The organism is Pseudoduganella sp. R-32 (genome assembly GCF_049913245.1).
Classification (GTDB): Bacteria; Pseudomonadota; Gammaproteobacteria; order Burkholderiales; family Burkholderiaceae_D; genus Rugamonas.
This window is the reverse complement of record NZ_CP183987.1, coordinates 3,134,220-3,159,298: the sequence shown is the minus strand read 5'-3', so window position 1 is coordinate 3,159,298 and position 25,079 is coordinate 3,134,220. Positions and strand designations below refer to the sequence as shown.

Here is a 25,079-nt window from a genome sequence, read left to right as displayed (position 1 = left end):
CAATTGGCATACAGGAGGCGGAACCGATTCGCTAGCATATGGTACCGCTAACAATCTTGCAAACAAAAGTGGAGACTGAATGAAGAAGACTACCCGCCGCGCGCTCGCGGCACTTTGCATTGCCGCTTGGGCAGGCGCCGCTACGGCCGCCGCACCGATTCCCGAACTGGTGAAGAAGGACGGCCGGCACGCCTTGATGGTCGATGGAGCTCCCTACCTCCTGCTTGGCGTACAGGCGCACAACTCCAGCAACTACCCGGACGCGCTCAAGCAAGTGTGGGCCGCGGTCAAGGACGTCCACGCCAATACGCTGGAAATCCCGGTCGCATGGGAACAGGTCGAGCCCGAGGAAGGCAAGTTCGATTTCAGCTACGTCGACACGCTGCTGAAGCAGGCGCGCGAAAACAAGGTGCGTGTGGTGCTGCTGTGGTTCGCGACCTGGAAGAACACCAATCCGAACTACGCCCCCGAATGGGTGAAGTTCAACAACCAACGTTTCCCGCGCATGGTCGGCAAGGACGGCAAATCCATCTATTGCATGTCGCCCTTTGGGGAGGAAACACTGAAGGCCGACAAGAAGGCTTTCACCGCCCTGATGAAGCACCTGAAAGCCGTCGACGAGGAACAGCGCACCGTGATCATGGTGCAGGTACAAAACGAAGTCGGCACCATCGGCGCGGTACGCGACTTCGGCGCAAAAGCCGAAGCAGCCTTCCATCAGGCAGTGCCGCCTGCGGTGCTGGCCCACAAGAAGTCGCCAGTGCCTGGCGCCGCCAGCGGCACCTGGACCGAGGTCTACGGCCCCTATGCCGAGGAATACTTCCATGCATGGGCCATCGCCAGCTATATCGAGGAAGTCGCGAAGGCCGGCCGCGCCGTCTACAACTTGCCGATGTACGTCAACAGCGCGCTGCGCGACCCGCTCGCGCTGATGGCGCCATGGCAGAACAATTTCATCTCCGGCGGTCCAGCGTTCGACGTGATCGACATCTACAAGGCTGCGGCGCCGCATATCGATCTCGCCGCGCCGGATATCTACATGTCGGAGTCGAACAAGTTCAGCGCCAATCTCGAACTGTTCCAGCGCCCCGACAATGCCCTGCTGGTGCCGGAGATGGGCAACGCAAAACCCTTTGCGCGCTATGTCTACCAGGTGCTGGGCCGCGGCGCGCTGGGCATCGCGCCATTTGGCGTCGACTACTTCGACTACACCAATTTCCCGCTTGGATCGAAGGATACCGACAAGTCGATGGCCGAACCTTTCGGCAAGGTCTACGCGGCGTTCCGGCCGATGGAGCGCCAATGGGCAAAATGGGCATTTGAGGGCCGCACCTACGGCGTTGCCGAAGGAGACGACCGCAAGTCCCAGACCGTGAATATGAAAAATTGGAAGGCGACGGTATCGTTCCGCGAATGGCAACTCGGCGATCGCTCATGGAAGCCGGACATGAAGGATTACCCGGCCGGCACCGAAACATCGAGCGGCGGCGTCTCCATTGCCCAGATCGGCGATAACGAATTCATCATCGTCGGCCAGCACGCGCGCGTGAAGATCGAAGGCACCGGCAGCAACGAAGGCAAGCCGTCGCTGTGGGCCCGCGTCGAGGAAGGACGTTTCGATGCCAACGGCAAATGGATCATGGAGCGCAACTGGAACGGTGACCAGACCGACTATGGCTTGAACCTGACCGACCGCGTCACAATCCTCAAGGCCAGGCTGGGCACCTACTGACTACGGGGTCTCGAAGAACCGGGCGTGTTCCGGCATTGCGCCGACGGCGCGCCCGATGGTTTCGCGCACCCTGGAGAAATGCTCCTGTAGCTGCCCCAGGTCCATCAGGTCGATCAGCGGATCGATCTTTTTGGGCACGACGCCAAGTCCCATCAAGATGGAAACGTGCGATGGCACCGAGAATCCCTCCGGATCAAATATGACGATGCGGCCCGTCTCGCGGAACAGCTCGATCTGGTGCTGCAGCGTATCGGGGATCGGCATGCCGGCACAATAGCGCCAGAATTCGGAGTCGTTGCGGTCCGTGACCTTGTAATGCAGGATGATGAAGTCGCGCACGAACTCGTAGCGCTGCGACACAAGCCGGTTGAACTCATTGGCCAGGGCCGGGCTAAAGTCGCGGTCGGGGAAGTACTGCAGCAGCCAGCCGACCGAGTTTTCGATGATGTTGATGCTGGTCGACTCAAGCGGCTCAAGGAAGCCGCTCGACAAACCGATCGCCACGCAGTTCTTGATCCATGATTTGCGGCGGCGGCCGGTGGTAAAGCGCAGCTGGCGAGGCGTATCCAGCACGCGGCCGTCCAGTCCATCCATTAGTACCTGGCCGGCTTCTTCGTCGCTGGTGAAGCCGCTGCAGTACACATGGCCATTGCCGGTGCGGTGCTGCAGCGGAATGCGCCAGGTCCAGCCGGCGCTGCGCGCGGTCGACAGGGTGTAAGCCACCAGCGGATCGGACCTTTCGCACGGCACGGCTTGCGCGCTGTTACACGGCAGCATGGCGCTCCAGTCGTCGTAGCCTGCCTTGTAGACGCCTTCGATCAGCAGGCCGCGGAAGCCCGAACAGTCGATGAACAGGTCGCCCTCCACCCGTTGCCCGTCCTTCAGTTTCACCGCAGTGATGAAACCGGACTCCGGGTGCTGTTCGACTTCCGTGATCATGCCTTCGATGCGGCGCACGCCGCGCTGCGTCGCATAGTCGCGCAGGTAGGCCGCATACAGACTGGCGTCAAAATGGAATGCGTAGGAGAAGGCATTGGTGACCGCGGGCTGGTCGCCGTACGGCAGCATGAAACGGTTGTTGCGTGCCATGGCCGTCGACGTCGACCACTCCTCATAGGAAGGCATGTCCTTGTTTTCGCGCGCCAGCCGCAACCAGTATTGCACCGGCGAGCGATTTTCGATCGCCGGGCCGAAATCGCCAAAGCCGTGGAAGAAGCGGTTGCCCACATGGCCCCAGTCCTTGAATTCGATGCCAAGCTTGAAGGTCGCCTGCGTTTTCCTGACGAAATCGGCGTTGTCCAGGCCAAGCGCCTGGTTGAAGTAGCGGATGGTCGGCAAGGTCGCTTCGCCGACGCCGACCGTGCCGATCTCGGGCGACTCCACCAGCACCACCTCGCACGACTTGCCCAGCTTGAGCGCCAGCGGCGCGGCCGTCATCCAGCCGGCGGTGCCGCCGCCGACGATCACGATCTTGCGGATTGCGTTATTGGACATAGGTTCCCATCCTGATCTTCATGACGGTCGGGCGGGCCGTCAGGTTGATGCCCCAGTCGGTCTGGTCGCCGTTCCAGTTGCGCTCCATGACCCATTTTCCATCGGCGTCGAAGTGACCTTCTTCCACGCGTGCGTACATCGACGGCTTGCCCGCGTTGTGCTCGAAACCCAGGCGGATGTTCTGCCCGACCACGATAAATTCATCGTCGCCCACCTGGGCCAACGCAGCGCCGCCATTGGGCGCCTCCGTGCCGGGCGGCAGGTCGTCCTTGTTGGCATTGCCGAATTGCCATTCGCGGAACTTTGCGGTGATCTTCCAGGCGCCGGCCACGATCGATTGCGGCTTGCGGTCGTCCCCTTCCGCGATGCCGTAAGTGCGGCCCTCCAGCGACCATTGCGCCCACTGGCGCGCCACAGGGCGGAAAGCAGCATAGATCTTGCCAAAGGGCTCCGCCATCGCCTTGTCTTTCAGCTTTGACCCCAGGGGGTAGTTGCTGTAATCCGCGTAATCGATGCCAAACGGTGCAACGCCTATCGCGCCGCGCCCAAGAATCTGGTACACGTAGCGCGCATAGCCCGCCGCATTGCCCATCTCCGGCACGAACAGGGCGTTGTCCGGGCGCTGGAACTGCTGCAGCGTAGCATCGACCTTGCCCGACTCCGGCAGGTAAATATCAGGCGCCGCAATGTCGATGTGCGGCGCGGCCGCCTTGTAGATATCGATCACGTCATGGGTTGGGCCACCACTGGCGAAATTCCCCTTCCAGGGCGCCATCGGCTCCAGCGGGTCGCGCAAGGCATTGTTGACGTACATCGGCAAGTCATACACCGCGCGCCCTGCCCTGGCGACCGTTTCGATATAGCTGGCTACCGCGTACGCATGGAAGTATTCGTCCGCATACGGCCCGTAGACTTCCGCCCAGCTGCCGCTGGCCGCACCGGCAACCGGGGGCTTCTTGCGGGCCAGGACTGCGGCCGGCACCGCCTGGTGGAACGCCGCTTCGGCCTTCGCTCCGAAGTCGCGCACCGTGCCGTAGGTTCCCACCTCGTTCTCGACCTGCACCATGATCACCGTGCGCTGTGCGGAGTCGATTTTCTTCAGGTGCGCCATCAGCGCGGTGAACGCCTTGGCGTCGGCCTTCAGTGTCTGTTCGCCGAACGGCGAAAGGCAGTAGATGCCTTTGCCATCCTTGCCGAGCATGCGCGGAAAGCGCTGATTGTCGAACTTCACCCATTCCGGCGTGTACTGCGGCCCGGTGTTCTTCCAGGTGCCAAACCACAGCAGCACCAGGCGGACCTTGTGTTGGCGCGCCTGCGCCACCAGCGTGTCGACAAAGCTGAAGTCGAACTTGCCTTCGACCGGCTCCAACTGCTCCCAGGCCACCGGGATTTCCAGCGTATTGGCGTTAGCGTCCTTGACTGCGGCCCAGACCTGGCCTAGCGCCGCGGGATAATTGCTGGAGTTGTGCGCCTGGACACCCAGCACGGTGAACGGCTTGCCGTCAACCATCAGCGCATAGCGACCGTCGTTGTGCAGCAGCTGGGGAATCGGCGCCGGGCCGGCAACGGCGTGCGCCACCAGCAGGGCCGACAGGCAAAACGCCGCCAGGTGGCGGCTTGGGGAATTCTTCATGCGGTTGTCCATGAGGTGAAAACGGCAGCACGTCGTGCGGGTGTGCTGCCGGTACTTCTTAGAACGAGTAGCGCGCCTGCAGCGTGTAGCGGCGGCCGGTGTAGAACGCGGAGCGGTCCATCAGGCCAATGCCTTGCTGCATATACTGCTTGTACAGCGCGTTGTTCAGGTTCTGCGCCTCGAACGCAAAGCTCAGGTTCTCCGTCACTTTGTAGTGCAGGCCCATGTCAAGCTGGCCGTAAGCACCGCCCCAGGTTGGCAGCGCAAAGTTCACCGAGTAGGCCTGGCCCTTGTTCGGGCTGTCCGGATTGCGGTCGATACCGGAACCGTCGGCCGTACCGTAGGCGTTGGCCGCCTGCAGGTATTTGCCGCGCCAGGAGTATGCGAGACGCGCCGACAGCGGGCCGTGGTCATACAGCAAAGCCAGGTTGTACGCATTCTTCGACATGCCCACCATCGGCAGGCCGCCCAATACGTGGCCGTCCGTATCGCAACCGGCCAGGTCGCGCGCCAGGTTGGCGTCCAGCGTGTCTTTCGGCGTACACCAGGTGCTGGTCACCGGGTGCCCCAGTTTCATGACGCTGTCGATGTACGTGTAGTTGCCCGAGATGCCGAAGCCGGACAGCAGGCCAGGCAGCTTGTCGAAGTACTGCTGGTAGCCGATTTCCACGCCGCGTGCACGTCCCGATGCGTCGTTGACCTGCGAACGGATCAGGAAGTCGTGCGGCTGGCCGGCGGTGTCGGTCAGCGTATAGGTCGAAGTGCGGCCGATGATGACGTCTTTCAGCTTCTTGTTGAACAGCGCCACCGTGAGCGAGCTGCTCTTGCCGAAGTAGTACTCGCCGGTCAGGTCGAAATTGTTCGCGCGCACCGGGCGCAGGTTCGGGTTGCCGCGCGCATCGCCCTTATAACTGATCGAATCGAGCACCGCCTGATTGGTCACCGGATCCTGGTGCGTCTTCACGTCCTGGCTCAGGGTCGTGTAGGCCTGCATCTGGTAGAAGTCCGGACGCGTGATCCCTTTCGAGAAGGCGGCGCGGAACTGCAGTTCATTGCTTGGCTTCAGGCGCAGGTTCAGGCTTGGCAGCACGTTGGTGTAGCTGTTGTTGAACGTCTGCTTGTCGGCCTGCGCCGGAATGATCGGCACGCCCGGCATCGGATTGGTCGGCGGGGTGAACAGCGTATAGCCATCGGCAGACATATCGGTGCGCACCACGCGCACGCCGACGTTGCCGTCTACCGGGTACGGCAGCCAGCTATCCGAGCCGAAGCGCAGCTGGCCATATGCCGACTTGGTGCGTTCGCGCTGTACGTTCAGGCCTTTGTCGTCACCGAACTTGGCAGGCGTCCAGTGTTGCGAGCAAGGGGAAGATTTGCAGACCATGTCGGTGTAGCTATGCAGCTTGGCAAAGCCGCCGGGCGGCGAGCCCAAGGACCAGGACAGGTCAGGCGCTACGAACTGCGGTGGCGTCGGCATTTTGCCGCCAAAGAAATTGCCGAACGAGACAGGCGTGGTGCCGCCGGCGAAACGCGGGTCGCTCAGGTAGGCCAGCTGGCTCAGTGGCTGCCACGAATCGCCGACTGCCCAGGGCTGCGTGATCTGCGCCCATTCGGAATCGTGCGTCGAACGGGTTTCCGCCTCGCGGTCGGTGAAGCGTACGCCGAAGCGCAGGTCCTGCAGCACCGGGCTGTCGAAGATGAATTTGGCGTCCAGGCGGCCTGCGGTCTGGGTCGCCTCGGCCTCATCGCGGTGCTCCTGGGCGAAGCCCCAGTAGTAGTTGGCCGGATTGGCAAGGTGGGCACGATCCGCGGCGTCGAAGCCGAACTGCGGCGGCGAGCTGCGCAGGTCCAGCGTTTCCTTCGGCATGTAGCCGCCCAGGCCGACGGTGTTGTCGAAGCCGTCGGTCTTTGCCTTGATGTGCTGCAGGTCGGTCTTGAACACCCAGCGGTCGCTGGCGCGCCAGGTCAGGTTCCAGGCCACGTCGCGGGTATCGGCTGCACGGCCGACGGCACGGGTGTTGGTGCCGAATCCTACGCCAGGTTCGGTCGGTGCGCGCAGGGTGCCGGTCAACAGGGCGCCCCTGTCGTCGAAGGTTGCGCCAGGGTCGAGCACGATGGTCGCCGGATTGGCAGTCTGGAACAGCGATGCTTCCGTGGAGTCCAGCTCATACTTCGAACGGAAGTACGTCAGGGAAGAAGACAGGGTATCCTTTTTCCACTGCAAGGCGCCATACAAGCCCTCGCGGTCGCGGTCGAAGTTACCGCGGTTCCAGGAACCGCCGTTCGGAATCCAGCGCAGCGCGCCGCTGTTGTCGCCCGAGACGGCATCGGTGCGAGGGATGAATGGCGAGACGGACATGCCGTCGCTGCGGGTCTTGATCTGCGAACGCGCCACGTCGATCAGGGCGCCGAACTGGCCGAAGCTGGTATCCCAGCGGTTCGACACCATGCCGGAGTACGATGGCGCGGTCTCGCCGCGCAGCTTGGAACGCGAGGCTTCCGCCGAGACGGCGCCCTTGAAGCCCTTGAAGTCGAAAGGCATGGCCGTACGCAGGTTGACCAGGCCGCCCACGGCGCCTTCGATCTGCTCTGCGGAAGGGCTCTTGTAGACGTCCACGCCGGCCATCAGTTCCGGCGGCACGTCTTCGAAGCTCAGCGAACGGCCGCCGTTGGCGGAGAAGGAGTCGCGGCCGTTCAGCTCGGACCGCACATAGCTCATGCCGCGGATCGACACGCCGGTGCCTTCGGCGGCGAAGCGCATGATGCCGTCGCCCACGCCCTGCTGCGGGTCCTGGCGGTTCATGGTGCGGTCGATGGTGACGCCCGGCATGCGCTGCAGCACCTCGGTTACCGACTTGTCCGGCAGCTTGCCCATGTCGTCGGCCACGATCGAGTCGACGATCTCCTCGGCGTCCTGCTTGCGTTTCTGTGCCGACTCCAGTGCTGCGCGTTGGCCGACCACCACCACGGTGTTCGAACTATCCTTGCTTTCCGATGCGGTCTGCGCGAAGGCGCCACCGGCTGCCAGCAAGGCGATTTGTGCCGCCCCCACGGCGATCGCTGTCTTCTTCAAGTGTTTCACTCTGAATCCTCTCGTTCTAACTTATAAGTGTAATGACGGCTTGCTCATTTGCGCGAGCACGCGACCGTGTCTGTCCGTGGACTGCGCTTTGCTGTGGGATGCCAGGCGGGATTGGCCCGGCGCCCGCGCTGCGCCTAAGCGGCGCTTGCGATTTCGCCGCTGTGCGCGGCAAGAATTTTGATGGTCATGGACTGTCTCTCTATCTGATTTTTTTGTCTCGCTTCTGCGATGAAACCATTCTGCCTTTCGTCCTAAGCAGCGGCAATTGCGAAAATCACCAATACAACAAACGAAAAAAACGCAAGGCCGCACGCTCAGGTAATTTTCAGCGCATTGGCGTAGCCAAGCGCCGGCTGGTGCGCGGGCAGCGTCACATGCAGGCCGTCCGCAGACTGGCGAAACGCCAGCGGCCGTCCGCTGCTTACCAGCTCGACGCGCGCGATACGTCTGGTCAGGTGCGGCGTGGCGCTGCGCAAGGATTTGATGGTCAGCTTGCCATCCTGCGGCCAGCCCATGACAAACGCGTACACCGCATCGCCTTTCGCGGTAAAGCGGATATCGGCGGCGGAAAACGGCTTGCCTTTGCCCTCGTTGAAGCCGGCGCCCGACATCGGCGCCGCCGCTTCCTCCATCACCGGGCCTTCGCCAAACACGGCCCAGGGACGGGTGTCGTAAATCGCTTCGCCATTCTTTGCCATCCAGCGCCCTACTTCCTCGACGATGGCACGCTCCCGGCTGTCGATGGTGCCGTCGCCGCGCACCGGCACGCTGAGAAGCAGGTTGCCGTTCTTGCTGACCACGTCGATCAGGGTATGCAGCACTGACTTTGCACTCTTGTAAGCACGGTTATCGTAGACGCGGCGGTCGTAGTGCCAGCTGCCGATGCAGGTGCAGGTCTGCCATGGCAGTTCCTCAATGCGGTTGCTCTGCCCGCGCTCAATATCCCACACCATGCTGCGGCGCTGCTGTTCATTGAGGATCTTGCCGTTGACGACTGCTTCCAACTTGCCTTTGGTGGCGATGCTGCGGTTGTACATGTGGGCGGCCAGGCGCAGTCCGATATCGCTGACTGGCCACAGCGGCAGCACGGTATCGTCGTAATACACCAGGTCCGGATCGTAGGAGTCGATCAGGTCGCGCGTGCGGTTGAAGAGCTTTTCACCATAAGCCTTGTCGGGTACCGAGGCCCCGCCGCCCCAATGCCACTGCTGGTCCGATACGCCGCCTTCGCCGCCGCCTTTGCTCAACGGATGGCGCTGCGCATACAGGCCTTGCGGGTCCAGCCCCTCCCACCACTTGCCCGCGCCGTCGAGCCGGGTCAGGTTGCCGTCGTATTTCTGTGCCGGCTCGTACCATGTCCAGGCGTGGGCCGCGTGCACGCTGACGCCGAAACGCAACCCGTTGGCGCGCGCGGCCTTGCTCCAGCCGGCAATCAGGTCTTTCTGCGGACCGATGCTGGTGGAGTTCCACTCCGGCTGGTAGCGGCTGCTGTACAGGTCGAAGTTGTCGTGATGGTTGGCCAGCGCCACGAAGTACCTGGCGCCGGCCTTCTTGTACAGGGCCACCAGTTCATCGGGATTCCATTTGTCGGCTTTCCACTGCCTGATGATGTCCTTGAAGCCAACTTGCGCCGGGTCGCCGTATTGCTGCACATGGTGCTTGTGGGCGTCGGAATCTTTTTCGTACATCAGGCGGCCATACCAGTCGCCGAATTCCGGCTGGCATTGCGGTCCCCAGTGGGCCCAGATGCCGAATTTGGCATTACGGAACCAGTCGGGTACCTGGTATTTGTCGAGCGAATCCCATTCCGGCTTGAACGGGCCCGCAGCGATCGGCAGGCTGGCCTCCGGCGCAATGGCGTCGGCCGCGGCGCGCGCCGTTCCCGACAGCGCGACCGCAGGCATGGCTGCGCCCAGGTGTTTCAGCAGGTCTCGGCGTTTCATCAAGATTCCTTTAGGGTTTTCCTTCAGCGCGCCAGCACGCTGGCGAGATATTCCTCGTGGCTTGGCATGGCCGCCACCGCGGCCGCAATGCTGTCGCGCCGCAGGCGCAGGGCGCGCTGTGCGTCCTCCAGCGGCATGTCGCCCAGCGATGGATCGGCGCGCTGCGGCCAATGGTCCATGCCGGCATGGATCGCCAGCCAGCTGGTGGCGTCGAAGCCTTCTTCGTCGTACTGGTGCAGCACGCCGGCCTGGCGCCAGGCGTGGACCTTGAAAGCCAGCGTTTCGGGCAGCTCCATGTTCGCCATGTCGCGCCACAACTGGCTGTCGCGGCGTCCTGTCAGGCAGTAATGCAGGATGATGAAGTCGCGCACGCGCTCGAACTGGCGCACCATGCCGGTGTTGTAGGCAGCGACAGCCGCTTCGGCCGGGCGTCCGCCTTTCAGCAACAGTTCGATCAGGCGACCGAGACCGCTCTGCACCAGGAAGATGCTGGTCGATTCCAGCGGCTCCAGGAAGCCCGAGGAAAGGCCCAGCGCCACCACATTGTGCGACCAGAAGCGCGCGCGGTGGCCGGTGGTGAAGCGCAACAGGCGCGGCTCGGCAACAGCAGCGCCGTCGAGCTGCTGCAGCAACTGTTCGCGGGCACGCTCTTCGTCGATGTAGCGGCTCGCGAAAACGTGGCCGTGCCCCGTGCGATTGCTGAGCGGGATGCGCCACGCCCAGCCGGCTTCCAGCGCGGTGGCGCGCGTGTAGGGCATCAGCGCGCCGCTGCTGCGTTCGCAGGGACAGGCCCAGGCCCGGTCCACCGGCAACCAGCTGCTGAAGTCAACAAACGGTTCTTCCAGCGTACGCCCAAGCAGCAGCGAGGCGAAGCCGGAGCAATCGATGAACAGGTCGCCTTCCACCGTGCGGCCATCGGCGAGCGTGAGCTGTTCTATGCCACCGTCGACGCGCCGGCTGACGTGCACGATCCGCCCCTCGGTGCGGTGCACGCCGCGCTTCATTGCAAGGCTGCGCAGGAACTTGGCATACAGCACGGCATCGAAATGGTAGGCGTAGTTGAACTGGCGCTCCTGTTCCGACGCAGCGCCCTGGAACCTGCCTTCGCGGGCCATCACGCTCGGAAGGCATTGTTCGCCGAGCGTGCCGAGGCCGGCATCGGCGACCCGGCGGAACTGGCCCCACAGCGACTGAGGGCCGCCCAGGCCACCGATATCGCCGAATGTGTGGAAATACTGCTCGCCGGCCGCGCGCCACTCGCAGAATTGGATGCCCAGCTTGAAGGTGCCGTTGGTGGCGCGCAGGAATTGCGCTTCATCGATGCCGAGGATGCGGTGGAAGGCGCGGATCGAAGGGAACGTCGCCTCGCCGACGCCGACGATGCCGATCTCCTCCGATTCGACCAGCTCCACGCTGCTGCCGGGCAGCGCCGTCGCCAGCGCCGTGGCAGCCATCCAGCCCGCCGAACCGCCACCGACGACCACGATGCGTTTGTATGCGGTTGTCATCATTTTGTCTCCGTTATGGCATCGGATTTTGCAAGGCGCCATGGCGGCACGCAATTGTGAAAAATACCAACGCGTTCAATGAAATCTAGCAGGGTAGTTGAAGTGTGCGGCTGCAGCATGGACAATGCCCCGCTATGAATCCGATCCATACATGCCTTTGCATAGCGCTGCTGGCGCCAATGGCCGCCAGCGCCCAGGCGCGGCAAACGATCCCGCTCGACGGCGAGTGGCTTTTCCACAAGACCGGCGACCATGGCTGGCAAGCAGTCACCGTGCCGCACAGTTTCGACGGCTACCGCGGACCGGCATGGTACCGCCGCACGCTGCAACTGTCGCATGCACGCGACAAACAGCGGCACTACCTCGAGTTCGACGGCGCCCTGCTGGTGACCGAAGCTTGGGTCAACGGCCGCCCCGCAGGGCGCCATGCCGGCGGCTTCGCGCGTTTCCGTTTTGATATCACTGACCTGCTGCAGGATGGCGGCAACGAGATCGTGGTACGGGTCGACAACGCACCCGGCAGCAGCGTGGCACCGCTGGCGGGCGATTACACGCTATACGGCGGCTTGTACCGCAACGTGCGGCTGGTCTCGACCAGCGCTATCCATTTCGACATGCTCGACTACGGCGGCCCCGGCGTGTATTTCAAGGCTTCCGACGTGTCGCGGCAGCGCGCCGCGCTGTCGTGGACGGCACGCGCCCGCAACGACAGCGGCCGTGCCGTGCATGCTGTCATCACCGCACGCCTGCGCGACGCCGGCCAGCAGGAAGTGGCCTCGGCGCGCCAGCCGGTGCTGCTGCCCCCGCACAGCACGGTGCAGGTCGCGCTGCAGGCGGCGCTGCCGTCCCCGCATCTCTGGCAAGGCGTGCGCGATCCCTACCTTTACACCAGCGAAGCCGAGTTGGCCGAAGCGGAAGGCGGCTCCGGCACGCGCGACCGGCTCTCGTTCCCGGCCGGGATCCGCGACATCCGGCTCGACCCGCAGCGCGGCCTGCTGCTGAACGGCGCCAGCTACCGCGTGCACGGGGTCAACGTGCACCAGACTTCCCTGCCCGGCAAGGGTATCGCGGCCAGCGACGAAGACATCGATGCCGACTACCGCATCCTGTCCGATCTCGGCGTGACAGGCCTGCGCTACGCGCATTACCAGCATCCGCAACGCGCCTACGACCATGCCGACCGTGCCGGATGGCTGGTCTGGACCGAGCTGCCGCTGACGGCAGCGGTCAACGGTTCGAAGGAATTCCTGGCCAGCAGCGAGCAGCAGCTGCGCGAACTGGTGCGGCAGAACAGCAATCATCCATCGGTCATGGTGTGGGGGCTCGGCAACGAGATCTACCAGTCCGACGAGCACAGCGCCCGCGTGCTGTCGTCGCTGCAGCGCCTGGCCCACGAGGAAGACGCGAGCCGCCCGACTGTCTACGCCAACTGCTGCGGCCCGATCGATGGTCCGCAAGCCTCGCATACCGACGCCGTGGGCTCGAACGTCTATTTCGGCTGGTACGATGGCGAGTTCGCCGACCTTGGCCCCTTCCTGGACGGGAATCACGCCAAACGGCCCGCCACCGCGCTGTCGGTCAGCGAGTACGGCGCCGGGGCCAGCGCACTGCAGCAGGAGGACCCGCCACAGCGGCCCAAGCCTGGTGGGCGCTGGCACCCGGAGCAGTACCAGGCCCTGTACCACGAAGCTGCCTGGCGCCAGCTGGAGGCCCGGCCATGGCTGTGGGCGAACTTCATCTGGGTCGGCTTCGACTTCCCCTCGGCGGGCCGCAATGAAGGCGATACGCCAGGCTTCAACGACAAGGGACTGGTCAGCTTCGACCGCAGCGTGAAAAAGGATGCCTATTTCTGGTACCAGGCCAACTGGAGCGCGGCTCCGATGGCGCACATCACTTCCCGGCGCCACACGCAACGCCAGCAGGCCAGCGTGGAAGTCAAGGTGTACAGCAACCAGGACAAGGCCAGCCTGCGCCTCAACGGCGCCGACATGGGCACGCAGCCGGTGACCGGCCGCATCGCGACATGGCAGCTGCGGCTGGCCGAAGGAAGCAACCGCATCGATGTCACCGCCGGCAGCGCCACCGACAGCGTCGAGTGGCACTACCAGCCCCGCTAGAACTTCACCACCACCGGCTTACCGGTGTAGCGCACCATGCGGCTGGCCTTGGCCGCTGCAATGCCCTTGCCGTTATCCGGGCCGGCCAGTACCAGGTTCAGGATGCGTTGCCGGGCCATGCCCGGATAGCTGCCGATACGCGCGCCAATGGTAAGGGTCTTCGCCTTGTCGTTCCAGCGCAGCGGGACGCGGGCGGCCTGCCCCTTTTCATACGCATAGGTCTCGTTATCGTCCTCATACAGCGTAAAGCCGCCGTCGGCGCCCGGATAGATCCGGACTTCGTAGGGCGCGGCCGGCTGTTCGGTGGCGTATTGCATGACCGGTCCCAGTGGCACGATGCTGCCGGCGCGTACGTACAGGGGCAGGATGTCCAGCGGCGTGTCCCGCTGCACCGCCTGGCCGCCTTCTAAGCGCTGGTTGGTCCAGAAGTCATACCATGCGGTCCCCTGCGGCAGGTAGGTGCGCATCTGCGTGTCCATTGCCGGCTTGTCCGCCGCCAAGGCGCGCATGGCGCTCGGCGTGCGCCACGCGAGGCGCAGGCTGCGGTCCGAAGTGGCCTGGTAATACTCGAGTGCCAGCTTCACGCGCTGGCCCTTGCGCAGCGCCACGCGCGTGGTGGCCAGCCGCTTGCCGCCATTCTCCCAGCGCTCGATCACAGCCGCGCCGTCGAGATAGAGGCGGTAGCCGTCGTCGCCCTCCACGCCGATCTCGTATTCGCCATCCTCCGGGGCTTCCAGCGTGCCGTTCCAGCGCGCGGAGAAGTCGTCCAGCCCGGCCAGGCCGGCCGGAATCGTGGCCAGCGGCGGCGCGGGCCACGAGTGGTCAATGGTCTTGTCGATCACCTGCCCTTTCGGCACCTCGAAGTTGCGCCCTTCGAAGTACTGGCCCGCCAGGCCAGGCCGTCCATCCGGGGTGTGCAGGAATTCGGCGGGAATGGTTGCCGGCGGCGGCGGCTGGATGCGGTACATCGGCCGCGTCACCGGATGCACCAGCAGCGAAGGTCCGAACATGAACGCATCGTTGATGCCGTACGTCGCCTTGTCGTCCGCAAAGTCCATCGGCAAGGCGCGCATCAGGGTGTAATGTTCGCTGCTGACCTTTGCACTCAGTCCATAGGTATAAGGCAGGAGCCGGTAGCGCAGGTGCGCCGCATCGAGCAGCGACTTGTACACTTCGGGGTCGAGGCCCTTGAACACATAAGGCTCGCGCTCGATGTCGGTACCATGCACCCGCATGATGGGATTGAAGGCGGCATACTGGAACCAGCGCGCGAACAGTTCGCGGTAGGCCGGGTCTTTTTCGCCGAGCGGATAGTCACGGCTGACGAAGAAGCCGCCGGTATCCTGCGTCCAGTAAGGATTGCCGGTAATGGTCACATTGAGGCCGCCGCTGACCTGCTTGCGCAAGGTTTCCCAATTGGCGAAGATGTCGCCCGACCAGGAGGCCGCGGCCGTGCGCTGTGCGCCGGCCCATGCCGACCGCGTCAGCGTAAAGACGCGCTTGTCGCTGGTCGCGCGCTGTCCGTCATAGGTGCCCTGCGTGGTCAGCAGCGTATACGGGTTCAGGTAGCGGGAAAAGTCGCCCAGGGTATTCCTGCCCAGCGATTTGATGTCGGCCTCGTTCTGCGCCGCGTCCCAGGCGGCGGAGCCCACTTCCACCTCGGTACCATCCATCCACAGCGCATCCACGCCCTTGTCGAACAGGCCGGATTTCGCATGCTTGAAATAGATTTTCCGGCCCAGCGGGCTATAGGCGTCGTACACGCGCGCCTTGCGCGAAATCCAGTGCAGCGGCTCGAAGCGCAGGCCGTGCTGGTCCAGTTCCTTCGCCAGCGCCGTATCGTTGCCGATCGACGGCCAGATAGAGACCATCAGCTTCATGTGCAGCTTGTGCAGGCTGTCGGTCATGCCGCGCGGGTCGGGGAAGCGCACCGGGTCCCAGGCCATGCCGCTCCAGGTGCCGTCCTTGTCGCCGCCCCAGTATTGCCAGTCCTGCACGATGTAGTCGAGGGGGAACTGCTCCTGGCGGAACTTCTCCGCGACTTCGACGATACGGGACTGTGTGGGGTAACGCTCCTTGCTCATGAACAGGCCGAACGCCTGTTTGGGATACATTGGCGCCTCCCCCGTCAACCGCCGGTACTCGCCCACCACGTCGTCCATCGAGCTTCCGCCCATGAAGTAGTAATCGACGCCGCCCGGCGCGCTTTCGGCCCACAGGCGCGCGCCTTCCGGCCCGTCCTGGAAACGCATCTTCGAATAGGTGTCCCACAGGATGCCGTAGCGTTCTGACGACATCATGACCGGAATGATGATGCCGAGGTTGGTCTGCACCAGCAGCAGGTCCTGGTTGCGACGGTTGACCTTTTCGCTGTCGGTGTAGCCGAAGCCGAAGATCGCCTCGTCAGGCTTGAGCACCAGCCGGTTCTCCACTTCGTACGACGGCGCGCCGGAGATCTCGACCGGCTTGATCGACTGCGGCTGTGACGATTCGCGCGTGTAGAGCCGCCCGGCGCTGTCCATGAAACTCATGGCGCCGGTCTTGCGGTCGATGTCGATGCGCAGCATGGCGCTCCGGATGCTCAGGGCGGAGGGGCTTTCCTCCAGCTTGAAGCTCGCCCCACCCGGCTTGCCCACCACGACCAGGCTTGGGCTGGTCCAGTGGTTGCTGCCCAGGTTTGCGTTCACGCGCACCGTGGCAGGGCCATAGAAGATCACGTTCTTGGTCACGCCCCCGACCCTGAACTGCACGCCATCCGACAGGCGCACATAAGCGAAACCATCCCGGGCGGCGACAGGCGCCGCCTGCAGGTGGCCGTTCTTGTCCAGGCCACTTTGCGGCAGTGCGGCAGCCAAGGCCGGATTCGCTGAGAAGGCAAACGCGCCTGCCAGCGCAACGCTGAGGAGACGTCGTTTCATTGGAACACCGCCACGAAGCCGCCACGCGGTTTGATCGTCACGCGCACCTTGCCCGCCTTGAGTTCGGCCTTGCTGAATTCGCGCTGGCCCAAGCCGTCGGTAATCATGACGCCCTTGCGGTCCCCGATAAAGGACAGGTCCAGCTCCACGCTGCGTTCACCCTTGCCGGCATTGATGCCCGCCACATACCAGGTGTCGCCGGACTTGCGCGCAACGGCGACATGCGAACCGGGATAGCCGGCGAGGAAGCGGCTGTCGTCCCAGCGGCGCGGCAGGTCGCGCAGGAAGGACCGCACATACTCCGGCACGCCGGCCATGCCTTGCGGGATCTCCGCAAAATGCTGGATACCCGACAGGAACAGCACCGATTCAGCCAGCTCGAAACCGTTGCGGGTGACCCGCTTGATCTGCGCCTTGTCGCCAAACACCATCGGCGTGAAATCCATCGGGTCGAACAGGTTGCGGATCATGGCCGCATTCACGGCGTGGGCCGGTACCGCGTCTTCGTCGCGCTGGTCAAAGGTGGTGAACTCGAAGCCGCGGATCGCCTCGGCCGTCATCAGGTTGGGATAAGTGCGCTCCAGGCCGCGCGGCAGGGTCGCGCCGTGGAAGTTCACCAGCAGGCCCGCCTTGGCCGCATCCTTCAGGATATCGACGTAGTACTGGATCATCGACACACCGTCGCCGCCGAAGAAATCGATCTTCACGCCCTTGATGCCCATTTCGCGCAGGCGGGCAAACTCTCTGGCTCGTGCCTCCGGCGTCAGCAGCTTGTTGCGCGGTGTCTGCGGAGCGTCGTTCCAGGCGCCGGCCGAGTTGTACCAGACCAGCACACCCACTCCCTTGCCGGCGGCGTAGCGCACCAGTTCGGCCATCTTGTCATAGCCGATCTGCTTGTCCCATTCCGCGTCGACCAGGGTGTAGTCCCACTTCATGTCGACTGCATAGTCGACGAACTTCTTCTGCACGTCGAACACGGTAGCTTCGTCCTTCAGCAGCGGCCAGCTCCACGATGCGTGCCCGGGCTGTACCAGCTTCGCGTCAAGCTGGACGGCAGGCGCCGCCAGGTCGGTGCCGAGGGTGGAATCCATCACGGTGTTGAGCGTTCCGACGGCCACCACGCGCCAGGGTGTAGCCAGGGTGCCGCCCGTTTCCGCCAGCAGGCGGCCGTTGGTGAACACTTCCGGCGCGGTCGGCCCGGCGATGCGGTACACGCCACCGGGCGAATCGGTGGCCAGGCGCGAGGCGTGGAAGCTGCCGTCCATGTTCGCTTCCGTCAGCGCCACCCAGGTATCGCCGCTCCTGAACAGCGCCGGGAACACCCAGCCTGCCTTCAGGGGCGCCGGCTGGCCGACCGGAATATCGACCTGGTAATGCTCTTCATACGACGGATTGGTCTTGCCCCATCCGGACTTGGCCACCGCCATCGGCTGCAGGAAGGCGCGGGCCTTGGAGCTGAACGCAAAGCCGGTCGCTTCGCTGACAAAGCGCTTGGCGCCGATTTTCGGATCGGCGACGACGTAGCGGAACGCCAAACCATCGTCGGAAACGCGGAATGCCACGTCCATCTTGCGCCCGGCGGCGTTGGCGAGCGAGAACACCTGCTCGTTGGCCTGGTAACGGATCGCGGCGCGCTTGCCGACCGCCATCGTGTATTGTTCCGATACCGGCTTGACCGGCGACGTCGCCACCAGCTTGAGGCCGCGCGAAAAATCCTCGCCGGCCAGGGTCAGGCCCAGCGGCGATGGCAGCAGCACTGCCTGGCCGTTGCGCTTGACGGTATACGACAGGGTCTGGTCAGGATTGACGGTCACCGACACATCCAGTTGCTTGTTCGGGCTCTCGAGCGCGAACGCGGCGCCGCTGGTTACCGCCAGGGCTGCCAGGATACTCATTTTCTTCATCTTCATGAACACTTTTTAAGGAGTAGATAAGCCTGCGCTGTCTTCCCAGCGCAGCGACACGACCTTGTAGCCGTTGTCACGGATTGCCTTTAGCATCGCCGGCAGCGCATCGCCCGTTGGGCCGTTCGCGTCATGCATCAGGATGATGCCGCCGCCGGCCTGTTTGAGGCGGTCCAGCAGCCGCGCCACCATGGAATCGACGCGCATGTCATTGGGCGCCCAGTCATCAATGCCCAGGTCGACCGATGCCACCGTCACACCCCGATCCTTGAGGGCAGCCAGGATAGGCGGCGTCTCTTCCAGGTATGGAAACCGGTATGCCGCAGGTACATGGCCGAATACGCGCGTGAAAGCCTGCGTCCCCAATTCAAGATCCGCCAGTTGTTCGGCGCCGGCCATCGATTTCAGCGACGGGTGGGCAAAGCTGTGCAGCGCCACGGCATGGCCGGCACGCTCGACGCGCAAACCCAGTTCCGGATACTTCGACAGGTTGGCGCCGGTCATGAAAAAGGTCGCCTGGGTACATTGCTGCGCAAGCGCCTGCAGTACCTTGTCGGTTGCCCCAGGCACCGGGCCGTCGTCGAAGGTCAGGACCACTTCGCCCTTCTGCAAAGGCAAGGGACCGTACTGGGCCGTCCCGTAGCGCGCATGTTCGCGCTTGAGCGTCAGGACGCGCGCAGTGCCCAGGGCATCCGGTGCGCAGGCGGACGCCGTCCCGGCGGCGGCCCACAGCAGCAGGACGGCCCGAAGTGCGGCGCGCATCATTGGAGCTCCATTTCAAAGGCGTTGGCGGGGATATCGTCAGCGCTGAACAGGTTGACGAAAGGCGCATCAGCCCAGGCGTAGCGCACCTTGTTCACGGCAGCGGTCGCGGCGTCCTTCAGCCGCACCGTGTCGCCCTCTGCCGTCGCCTGCGCATACCGGCACGCCGCCGGCCCGCACACTTCAAAGCCGATTGCGGTGTCGGAGGAGTATGTCCTCAAGCCGCCATTGGTGTTGACGAAGCGCACCAGGATGTCGGCTCCGCTGCGGCTGGCCGACACCGCCTCCGGTCCGCCTGGCGAAACCTTCTCGCCATAGGCAACGGCCCGGGCGGCCCGCGCCAGGCGCTCCCCGACGATCTTTTTCTGCGCCGGGTGAATATCGGAGCGGTCGCCATAATCGAACGTGACTGCCAGCCCTGCGTGATGGTCGTTCCGTACCACCACCGATTGCGCTTCACGCAGCTCGGCCCACCCCGAATTGCCCGGCCTGGTTGACACCGATCCGAATGCAGTCAGCTGGGCGACCAGGAATGGCAACTCCGGCTGGGAAAACGTCCGGCGCCAGTCCTCAAACAGCAGCGGCAGCAAAGTGCGGTACTCCTGGGCTGCTCCGGCGTTCGCCTCGCCCTGGTACCACGCCACCAGCTTGAACCTGTAGCCTTGCAGCGGTGCGATCATGCCGTTGTACAGGGTTGTCAGGCTGGTCGGCGGCTCCCACGGCGTTGGCGGCTGCGATGCGTTCACGTGGGAGCCAAGCTGGTACTTCCAGCGCAAAGGCAGGGGAATCCGTGCGCCGTCCGCCGTGCGCAGCATGCGCTGGTCCGGCGGGCTGACCAGGCCACCGCCATTATCGTCGTCCAACACCCGTACCGCGATGACGTTCTTGCCGGGTTTGAGCACGCCCTTCGGCACGGCGTATTCGCGCCCCGCCCACCAGTTGGTCAATCCGCCGACCCGCACGCCGTTGACCCAGGTCGTGTCGGCCGTGGCGATCTGCCCAAGCAGCAGCTGCGTGACTGCGCCGGCCTGCCGCGCATCCAGTTCGACCGTGGTGCGGAACCAGGCCACGCCGCGATGCTTGCTGATCGCGTCGATGCCGGACTCGCTCCAGCGCCGCCCCACTTCCATGGCCGGCCAACGGCTGTCGTCAAAGCCGGGCCGGGACCACGCGCGCTGTGCTCGCGCAGCCGGATCTGCCTTGTCCCACCACGCCTCCTGGCGCTGCTCCTCGGCCTTCATTCCCGCCGCCACATCGGTTCCGTAAGCGGCGACCACATCGAGCGCCTGGCGGTATGCGGGCAACTTGCCCATCGACGGGCCACTGATCCAGCTCTGGATCGAACTGCCGCCCCAACTGGCGTTGACGAAGCCCACCGGCACGCTGTACTGGCGCTGCAGCGCGCGCGCCATGTAATAACATACCGCGGAGGCCTGGCCGGTGCTTTGCGGTCCCGCCACCTGCCACTTCGGGGCTTCACTGAAATCGTCGACGCGGACGGCGGAACTGTGGCGCACGATATTGGCGAAGCGAATGTTCGGATTGGCGGAGTACGCAATGTCCATCGGCGCATTGGTGGCATTGGCCACCGCCAGTTCCATGTTCGACTGGCCGCCGCACAGGAAGACATCGCCGATCATGATGTCGTCCAGGGTGCTGCCGCCGCCGTTCGAGCTCACGCTCAGCGTATGGGGGCCGCCGGCTTCCATGCCCGGCATTTCGGCGCGCCATTTGCCGGCGCTGTCCGCGCTGGCTTGCACCGCCTGGCTGCCCAGCCGTACCGTCAGCACGGCCCCGGGGTCGGCTTTACCCCACACCGTAACCGGTTGGCCGCGCTGCAGGACCGCGTGGTCGCTGAATATCCCGGCAAAAGCCGGCGCCGCGGCCTCCGCAAGCGCTGGAGCGCCTGCTGCGAGCGCCATTGCACCTATGCTTGCAAGCAGCTTGAAGCTGGGAGCTTTCATCAGGCACCCACGCGCAGGAATACCGACGCATGCGGAGCCAAGGCCTGGCGGATACGACCCCGCACCTGCCCGAGATCGGCGCGCCGCCACAGGTCGCGCACTGCGACGCTCTTGCCGCCGAGGTCCAGGCGGGACAGGTCGAAGTCAATCTCCACCGGGGCATCTTCCGTATTGAACAGGGCCAGGTACCAAGCGCGGTCGGAGCCATTCGGCCGGGCGGTCCAGATGCGGGTGCCGGCGTCGGCGCGATGCGGGCGATTGTCGCGGCTCTTCTGGTTCACGGCCAGCACTTCCGGGTTGGTCAGCAAGGCCAGGGTCGGCGCGTCCAGGTGCCGCAGGTCGCCGCCCATGATGAGCGGTGAGCGCGCGATACTCCAGAGTGTCATCAGCGTCTGCTGCTCGTCCGGCGTGAATTTCGTGTCGCGCGTATTCATCGCCAGCCGGCCGAGGGGCAGCATGTCCGCATCGGGCCAGGAATTTTCCGCCATGGTCGGATTCCAGTTTTCAAGGCGCTGGAACTGCTCTTTCAGCAGCTTCCATTCATCCCAGAAGTCGTCCGAAATGCGCCACATCTGCGCGTAGTGCGGAACGTGGGCGGCCCAGCGCAGGTCCATCTCGCCGGGCGACAGGCTGAGCGTGATGGCGCGCCCGGAAGCCTGGATGGCTTTGTGCGCGGCTTCGACTTCGGGCCAGTTGCGGTCATAGGGCCGCGACATGTCGTCCATCTTCACGAAATCCACGCCCCACGAGGCATACAGCTTGAAGATCGAGTCGTAGTATTCCTGCGCGCCAGGCTTGCTCATGTCGATACCGTACATGTCGCCATTCCATTCGCAGACAGCCTTGGTGTCGGCTATATCCTGCGCGTGCCAGCGCGTGCCGAGGATCGGGGTATTCCTGCGCACCGCCTGGCGCGGGATGCCGCGCATGACGTGGATGCCGAATTTGAGCCCCATGCGGTGCATCTGGTCGGCCAGGGCCTTGAAGCCCCTGCCCTGCGCCGCCGACGGGAAGCGGTTGGGAGCAGGCAGCAGACGCCCGTATTCGTCCATGGTCAGCTCGGCGTCCTTGCGGTATTCATAGCTGTTGGCGTTCGGTTCATACCACTGGATATCGACCGTGAAGATGTCGTAGCCCGACGGCAGCAGTTTCTGCACCATGATGCGAGCGTTTTCCAGGGCCTGGGCTTCGGTGATGGTGGTGGCAAAAGAGTTCCAGCTGTTCCAGCCCATCGGCGGCGTCGGCGCCAGCGGTTTGCGGCGCACGGCCTGGGGAACAGCCGCGAACGCCACGGCAGGGAGTGCAGCCGAAGCTGCTGCGGCAACGGAAGTGGCCAGCAGTGTGCGGCGGGACAGGTCAATCATGGGGAATAGGCTCCAGTGTCACCAGTACCACGTCATTGCTGCGCATCGGTACCTTGAAATTGAAAGAACCTGACTTGCCGACCGTGACCACTCGGTCTGTCTCGGGCGCGTCTTTGGTCAGGGTGTTAAGTTGTTCGAGCTGCGCCGCTGTCAGCTTGTCGGGCGCGCCCATTTCCAGGTAGGCGGTATAGGCATCGTTGGCCTTGAAGCCGGTACGGCGCACCTGCAGGCGGTACTTGCCAGACTGCGCATGGCGGAACTGCACCTCGGCGGGTTCCGATGGCTTGGCCGGCTGCACGCGGCTGTAGAAGGAGCGGTTGCTCAAGTCCTGCTTCGGCTGCTGGAAGTCCCAGACAACGGCGCGCATTGCCTTGCCGTCGGTGGCCGCCATCACCTGGCCATCCTTGACCGGAATCTCCTTGCCGCTCAAGGCATGCAGGTATTTGTACGAGAAGTACGGCGCCTTGCGCACGCCTTGTGGATTCATCAGGCCGAAGCCGCCGTCGAAGGGCTTGTTCTGCGGCCCCGGTTCCTCGAACAGGTCGGTGTAGGTCCAGTAGCTCATGCCCTGCACCAGGCCCTTGGTTCCTTTCAGCTTGCTCAGGATGTAGGCGGCGCCGATGTAGGAATCATGCACCTTGTCGCGCGGGTTGTAGCTGGTGCTCCATTCGGTGAAATACAGCGGCAGCTGCGGATACTTCGACCCGGCGATCTGCCCGCGCACGCGGCGCACGTCGCCGATGATGGCGTCGGGCGACGGCGACAGCTTGGTATCCTCCACGCCCTTCTCGTCCAGGAAGCCGCTGTCCACGCCATAGGTGTGCGTGGTCACGAAATCGACTGCTGCGCCGCTCTTCGAAACATGGTCGAGGAACTCGGGCACCCAGGCCGCCCCTGCGGTGGAAGGGCCGCCCACACGCAGGGCCGGATCGATCGCCTTGATCGCCTTTGCGGTCACGTCGTACAGCTCGAAGTATGCTTTCTGGTCGGCGTGCTCCCAGAAGCCGTCCAGGTTCGGCTCATTCCACACTTCGAAGAACCAGCTGCGCACTTCCGCTTCGCCGTAGCGCTGCTGGCAATGCTTGACGAACGCCGTCACCAGGTCGCGCCAGCCTTTCAGCTCGGGATGCGAGGTATTGCCTTCCCAGTAGAAGATCTTCGCGTTCGATGTGGCCAGCGCCTTGGGCGTGAACCCCAGTTCGACGAAAGGCTTGATCTTGCGCGCCAACAGGTCGTCGTACAGCTTGTCGATGCCGCTCCAGTCGTAGACCAGCTTTCCATTCTCCTTTTTCACGGTCTGCAGCACGTCGTGGAAGATGGCATGGAAGCGGATGTAGCGGAAGCCGGTTTCGTCCACCAGGGTCTTCAGCTGCGCCATGCTGTCGTCGCGCCGCAGCGTGCCCGGGTAATCGGAACCGACCGACAGGTCGAAGAAGCGGTCAAGCGGCTGCTCCGCCCTCGCCGCATCGAGCACCACCTTGCGCGGCGCCGCGCTGGCAGCGGTGGTGACAAAGCAGGCCGCGCCCAGTGCTGCGAGACCTATACGTTGCAGGTGATTCATCCTTCCATGCTCCTCATTTCGACTGATAGACCGGGCGATGCTAGCACTGCAAAATCGTCGCGGGAACAGCTGGCACGCCTCTTGCGGTAAATCATTCAGCGGCTCGGTGATTTTCATAATTGCAGCGCCTCGGGCAGTCTGCAAAGATGGCCTGGTTTATCACAACGTAGGATAAAAAGACCATGCGATCCTGGATCCTGGCCGTGTTCTTCGTGGCCGCAAACGGCGCGCTCGCGCAAACCAGCGTCATCCCAGTCTGGCCTGAAGGCGTGCCCAACGCGCACGCGCAGGCCGGCCCCGAGAAGGTCGACGGAGAGCGCATCAGCAACGTCAGCCAGCCGACGCTGGCGGTCTACCCGGCCGCCTTCGACCGCCCTTCAGGCACCGCCGTCATCATCTGCCCCGGCGGCGGCTACCAGTTCCTGTCCAATACGCGCGAAGGGCAGCAGTATGCCCAGTGGCTGTCCAGCCTTGGCATCACCGCATTCGTCCTGAAGTACCGCCTGGCCGACTACGGCCACCCCGCCCCCTTGCAGGACGTGCTGCGCGCGATCCGCCTGGTGCGCTCGCAGGCGGCGAAGTACGGCATCGCGCCGGACCGCATCGGCGTGATGGGCAGTTCGGCCGGCGGACACCTCGCCGCCAGCGCTTCCACCCTGTTCAACCACCCTGCCGGCCGTACCGGCGGCCCCCTCGATGCCGTCAGCGCCCGTCCCGATTTCGCCATCCTGATGTACCCCGTGATCACGATGGAAGCGCCGGCTGTCCACGCCGGCTCGCGCGACGCCCTGCTGGGCGCCAAGCCATCCGCAGCCATGGTCCAGCTCATGTCGGTGGAAAAACAGGTCAGCGCCGCGACCCCGCCCACCCTGCTGATTCACTCGCAGGATGACGGCCTGGTCCCGGCCGACAACAGCATCCTGTACTTCCAGGCCCTGACACGCGCCAAGGTGCCGGCCGAAATGTTCATCTTCGAACACGGCGGCCACGGCATGGCCATGCGCACCGGGAACGGGACTGCCACCAACTGGACGCGCCGCGCCGAAGAATGGCTGCGCGACCGGAAACTGATTCCATAACATCGACAACACAGGAGC

At 64.1% G+C, this 25,079-nt stretch carries 14 protein-coding genes; 3 read left to right on the top strand and 11 right to left on the bottom strand.

Annotated elements, in window-relative coordinates; all coding sequences use genetic code 11:
* Positions 1-79: 79 nt before the first annotated feature.
* Positions 80-1,732 carry a DUF5597 domain-containing protein gene (locus ACN9MU_RS14520; protein WP_426344776.1) on the top strand — a complete coding sequence of 551 codons (1,653 nt, stop codon included), beginning with the start codon at positions 80-82 and terminating at the stop codon, positions 1,730-1,732.
* On the opposite strand, the gene ACN9MU_RS14515 is transcribed toward ACN9MU_RS14520, so the two are convergent.
* The 5 genes from ACN9MU_RS14515 to ACN9MU_RS14495 form a co-directional block, all read right to left on the bottom strand.
* Positions 1,733-3,226: a tryptophan halogenase family protein gene (locus ACN9MU_RS14515; RefSeq protein WP_426323219.1), complete on the bottom strand. Its 1,494-nt coding sequence runs from the start codon at positions 3,224-3,226 to the stop codon at positions 1,733-1,735. It abuts the gene before it with no gap.
* On the bottom strand, positions 3,216-4,859 hold the full coding sequence (locus ACN9MU_RS14510; RefSeq protein WP_426323217.1) for a DUF5597 domain-containing protein: 1,644 nt from the start codon (positions 4,857-4,859) through the stop codon (positions 3,216-3,218). Before ACN9MU_RS14510 ends, ACN9MU_RS14515 begins: the two co-directional genes overlap by 11 nt.
* A gap of 58 nt (positions 4,860-4,917) precedes the next feature.
* Positions 4,918-7,941 carry a TonB-dependent receptor gene (locus ACN9MU_RS14505; RefSeq protein WP_426323215.1) on the bottom strand — a complete coding sequence of 1,008 codons (3,024 nt, stop codon included), beginning with the start codon at positions 7,939-7,941 and terminating at the stop codon, positions 4,918-4,920.
* A 314-nt stretch (positions 7,942-8,255) separates the two neighbouring features.
* Positions 8,256-9,884, bottom strand: coding sequence for an alpha-L-fucosidase (locus ACN9MU_RS14500; RefSeq protein WP_426171591.1), 1,629 nt, complete (start codon positions 9,882-9,884; stop codon positions 8,256-8,258).
* Positions 9,885-9,907: 23 nt separating this feature from the next.
* Positions 9,908-11,395 (bottom strand): tryptophan halogenase family protein, encoded by a 1,488-nt coding sequence (locus ACN9MU_RS14495; protein WP_426344775.1) that lies wholly within the window; start codon positions 11,393-11,395, stop codon positions 9,908-9,910.
* A gap of 131 nt (positions 11,396-11,526) precedes the next feature.
* On the opposite strand from ACN9MU_RS14495, the gene ACN9MU_RS14490 reads away from it, so the two are divergent.
* Positions 11,527-13,509 carry a glycoside hydrolase family 2 TIM barrel-domain containing protein gene (locus tag ACN9MU_RS14490; RefSeq protein WP_426344774.1) on the top strand — a complete coding sequence of 661 codons (1,983 nt, stop codon included), beginning with the start codon at positions 11,527-11,529 and terminating at the stop codon, positions 13,507-13,509.
* Here ACN9MU_RS14490 and ACN9MU_RS14485 read toward each other — a convergent pair.
* From ACN9MU_RS14485 to ACN9MU_RS14460, 6 genes are read right to left on the bottom strand one after another with little or no spacing between them, the layout of a single operon-like run.
* Complete coding sequence (locus tag ACN9MU_RS14485) at positions 13,506-16,427, bottom strand: TIM-barrel domain-containing protein (protein ID WP_426323211.1); 2,922 nt, start codon at positions 16,425-16,427, stop codon at positions 13,506-13,508. The genes ACN9MU_RS14490 and ACN9MU_RS14485 overlap by 4 nt on opposite strands.
* Positions 16,424-18,337: a glycoside hydrolase family 97 catalytic domain-containing protein gene (locus ACN9MU_RS14480; protein ID WP_426344773.1), complete on the bottom strand. Its 1,914-nt coding sequence runs from the start codon at positions 18,335-18,337 to the stop codon at positions 16,424-16,426. Before ACN9MU_RS14480 ends, ACN9MU_RS14485 begins: the two co-directional genes overlap by 4 nt.
* A gap of 9 nt (positions 18,338-18,346) precedes the next feature.
* Positions 18,347-19,096 carry a polysaccharide deacetylase family protein gene (locus ACN9MU_RS14475; RefSeq protein ID WP_426323207.1) on the bottom strand — a complete coding sequence of 250 codons (750 nt, stop codon included), beginning with the start codon at positions 19,094-19,096 and terminating at the stop codon, positions 18,347-18,349.
* Positions 19,093-21,057: a sialate O-acetylesterase gene (locus tag ACN9MU_RS14470; protein WP_426323205.1), complete on the bottom strand. Its 1,965-nt coding sequence runs from the start codon at positions 21,055-21,057 to the stop codon at positions 19,093-19,095. Before ACN9MU_RS14470 ends, ACN9MU_RS14475 begins: the two co-directional genes overlap by 4 nt.
* Positions 21,057-22,421, bottom strand: a complete 1,365-nt coding sequence (locus ACN9MU_RS14465) for a glycoside hydrolase family 27 protein (RefSeq protein ID WP_426323203.1) — start codon at positions 22,419-22,421, stop codon at positions 21,057-21,059. Before ACN9MU_RS14465 ends, ACN9MU_RS14470 begins: the two co-directional genes overlap by 1 nt.
* A complete protein-coding gene (locus ACN9MU_RS14460) occupies positions 22,414-23,982 on the bottom strand; it encodes a GH39 family glycosyl hydrolase (RefSeq protein ID WP_426344772.1) in 1,569 nt (522 codons plus the stop codon). The genes ACN9MU_RS14465 and ACN9MU_RS14460 overlap by 8 nt, the downstream gene beginning before the upstream one ends.
* Before the next feature lie 182 nt (positions 23,983-24,164).
* Between ACN9MU_RS14460 and ACN9MU_RS14455 the strand changes: the two genes are divergently transcribed.
* Positions 24,165-25,061: an alpha/beta hydrolase gene (locus ACN9MU_RS14455; protein WP_426323199.1), complete on the top strand. Its 897-nt coding sequence runs from the start codon at positions 24,165-24,167 to the stop codon at positions 25,059-25,061.
* Positions 25,062-25,079 lie beyond the last annotated feature (18 nt).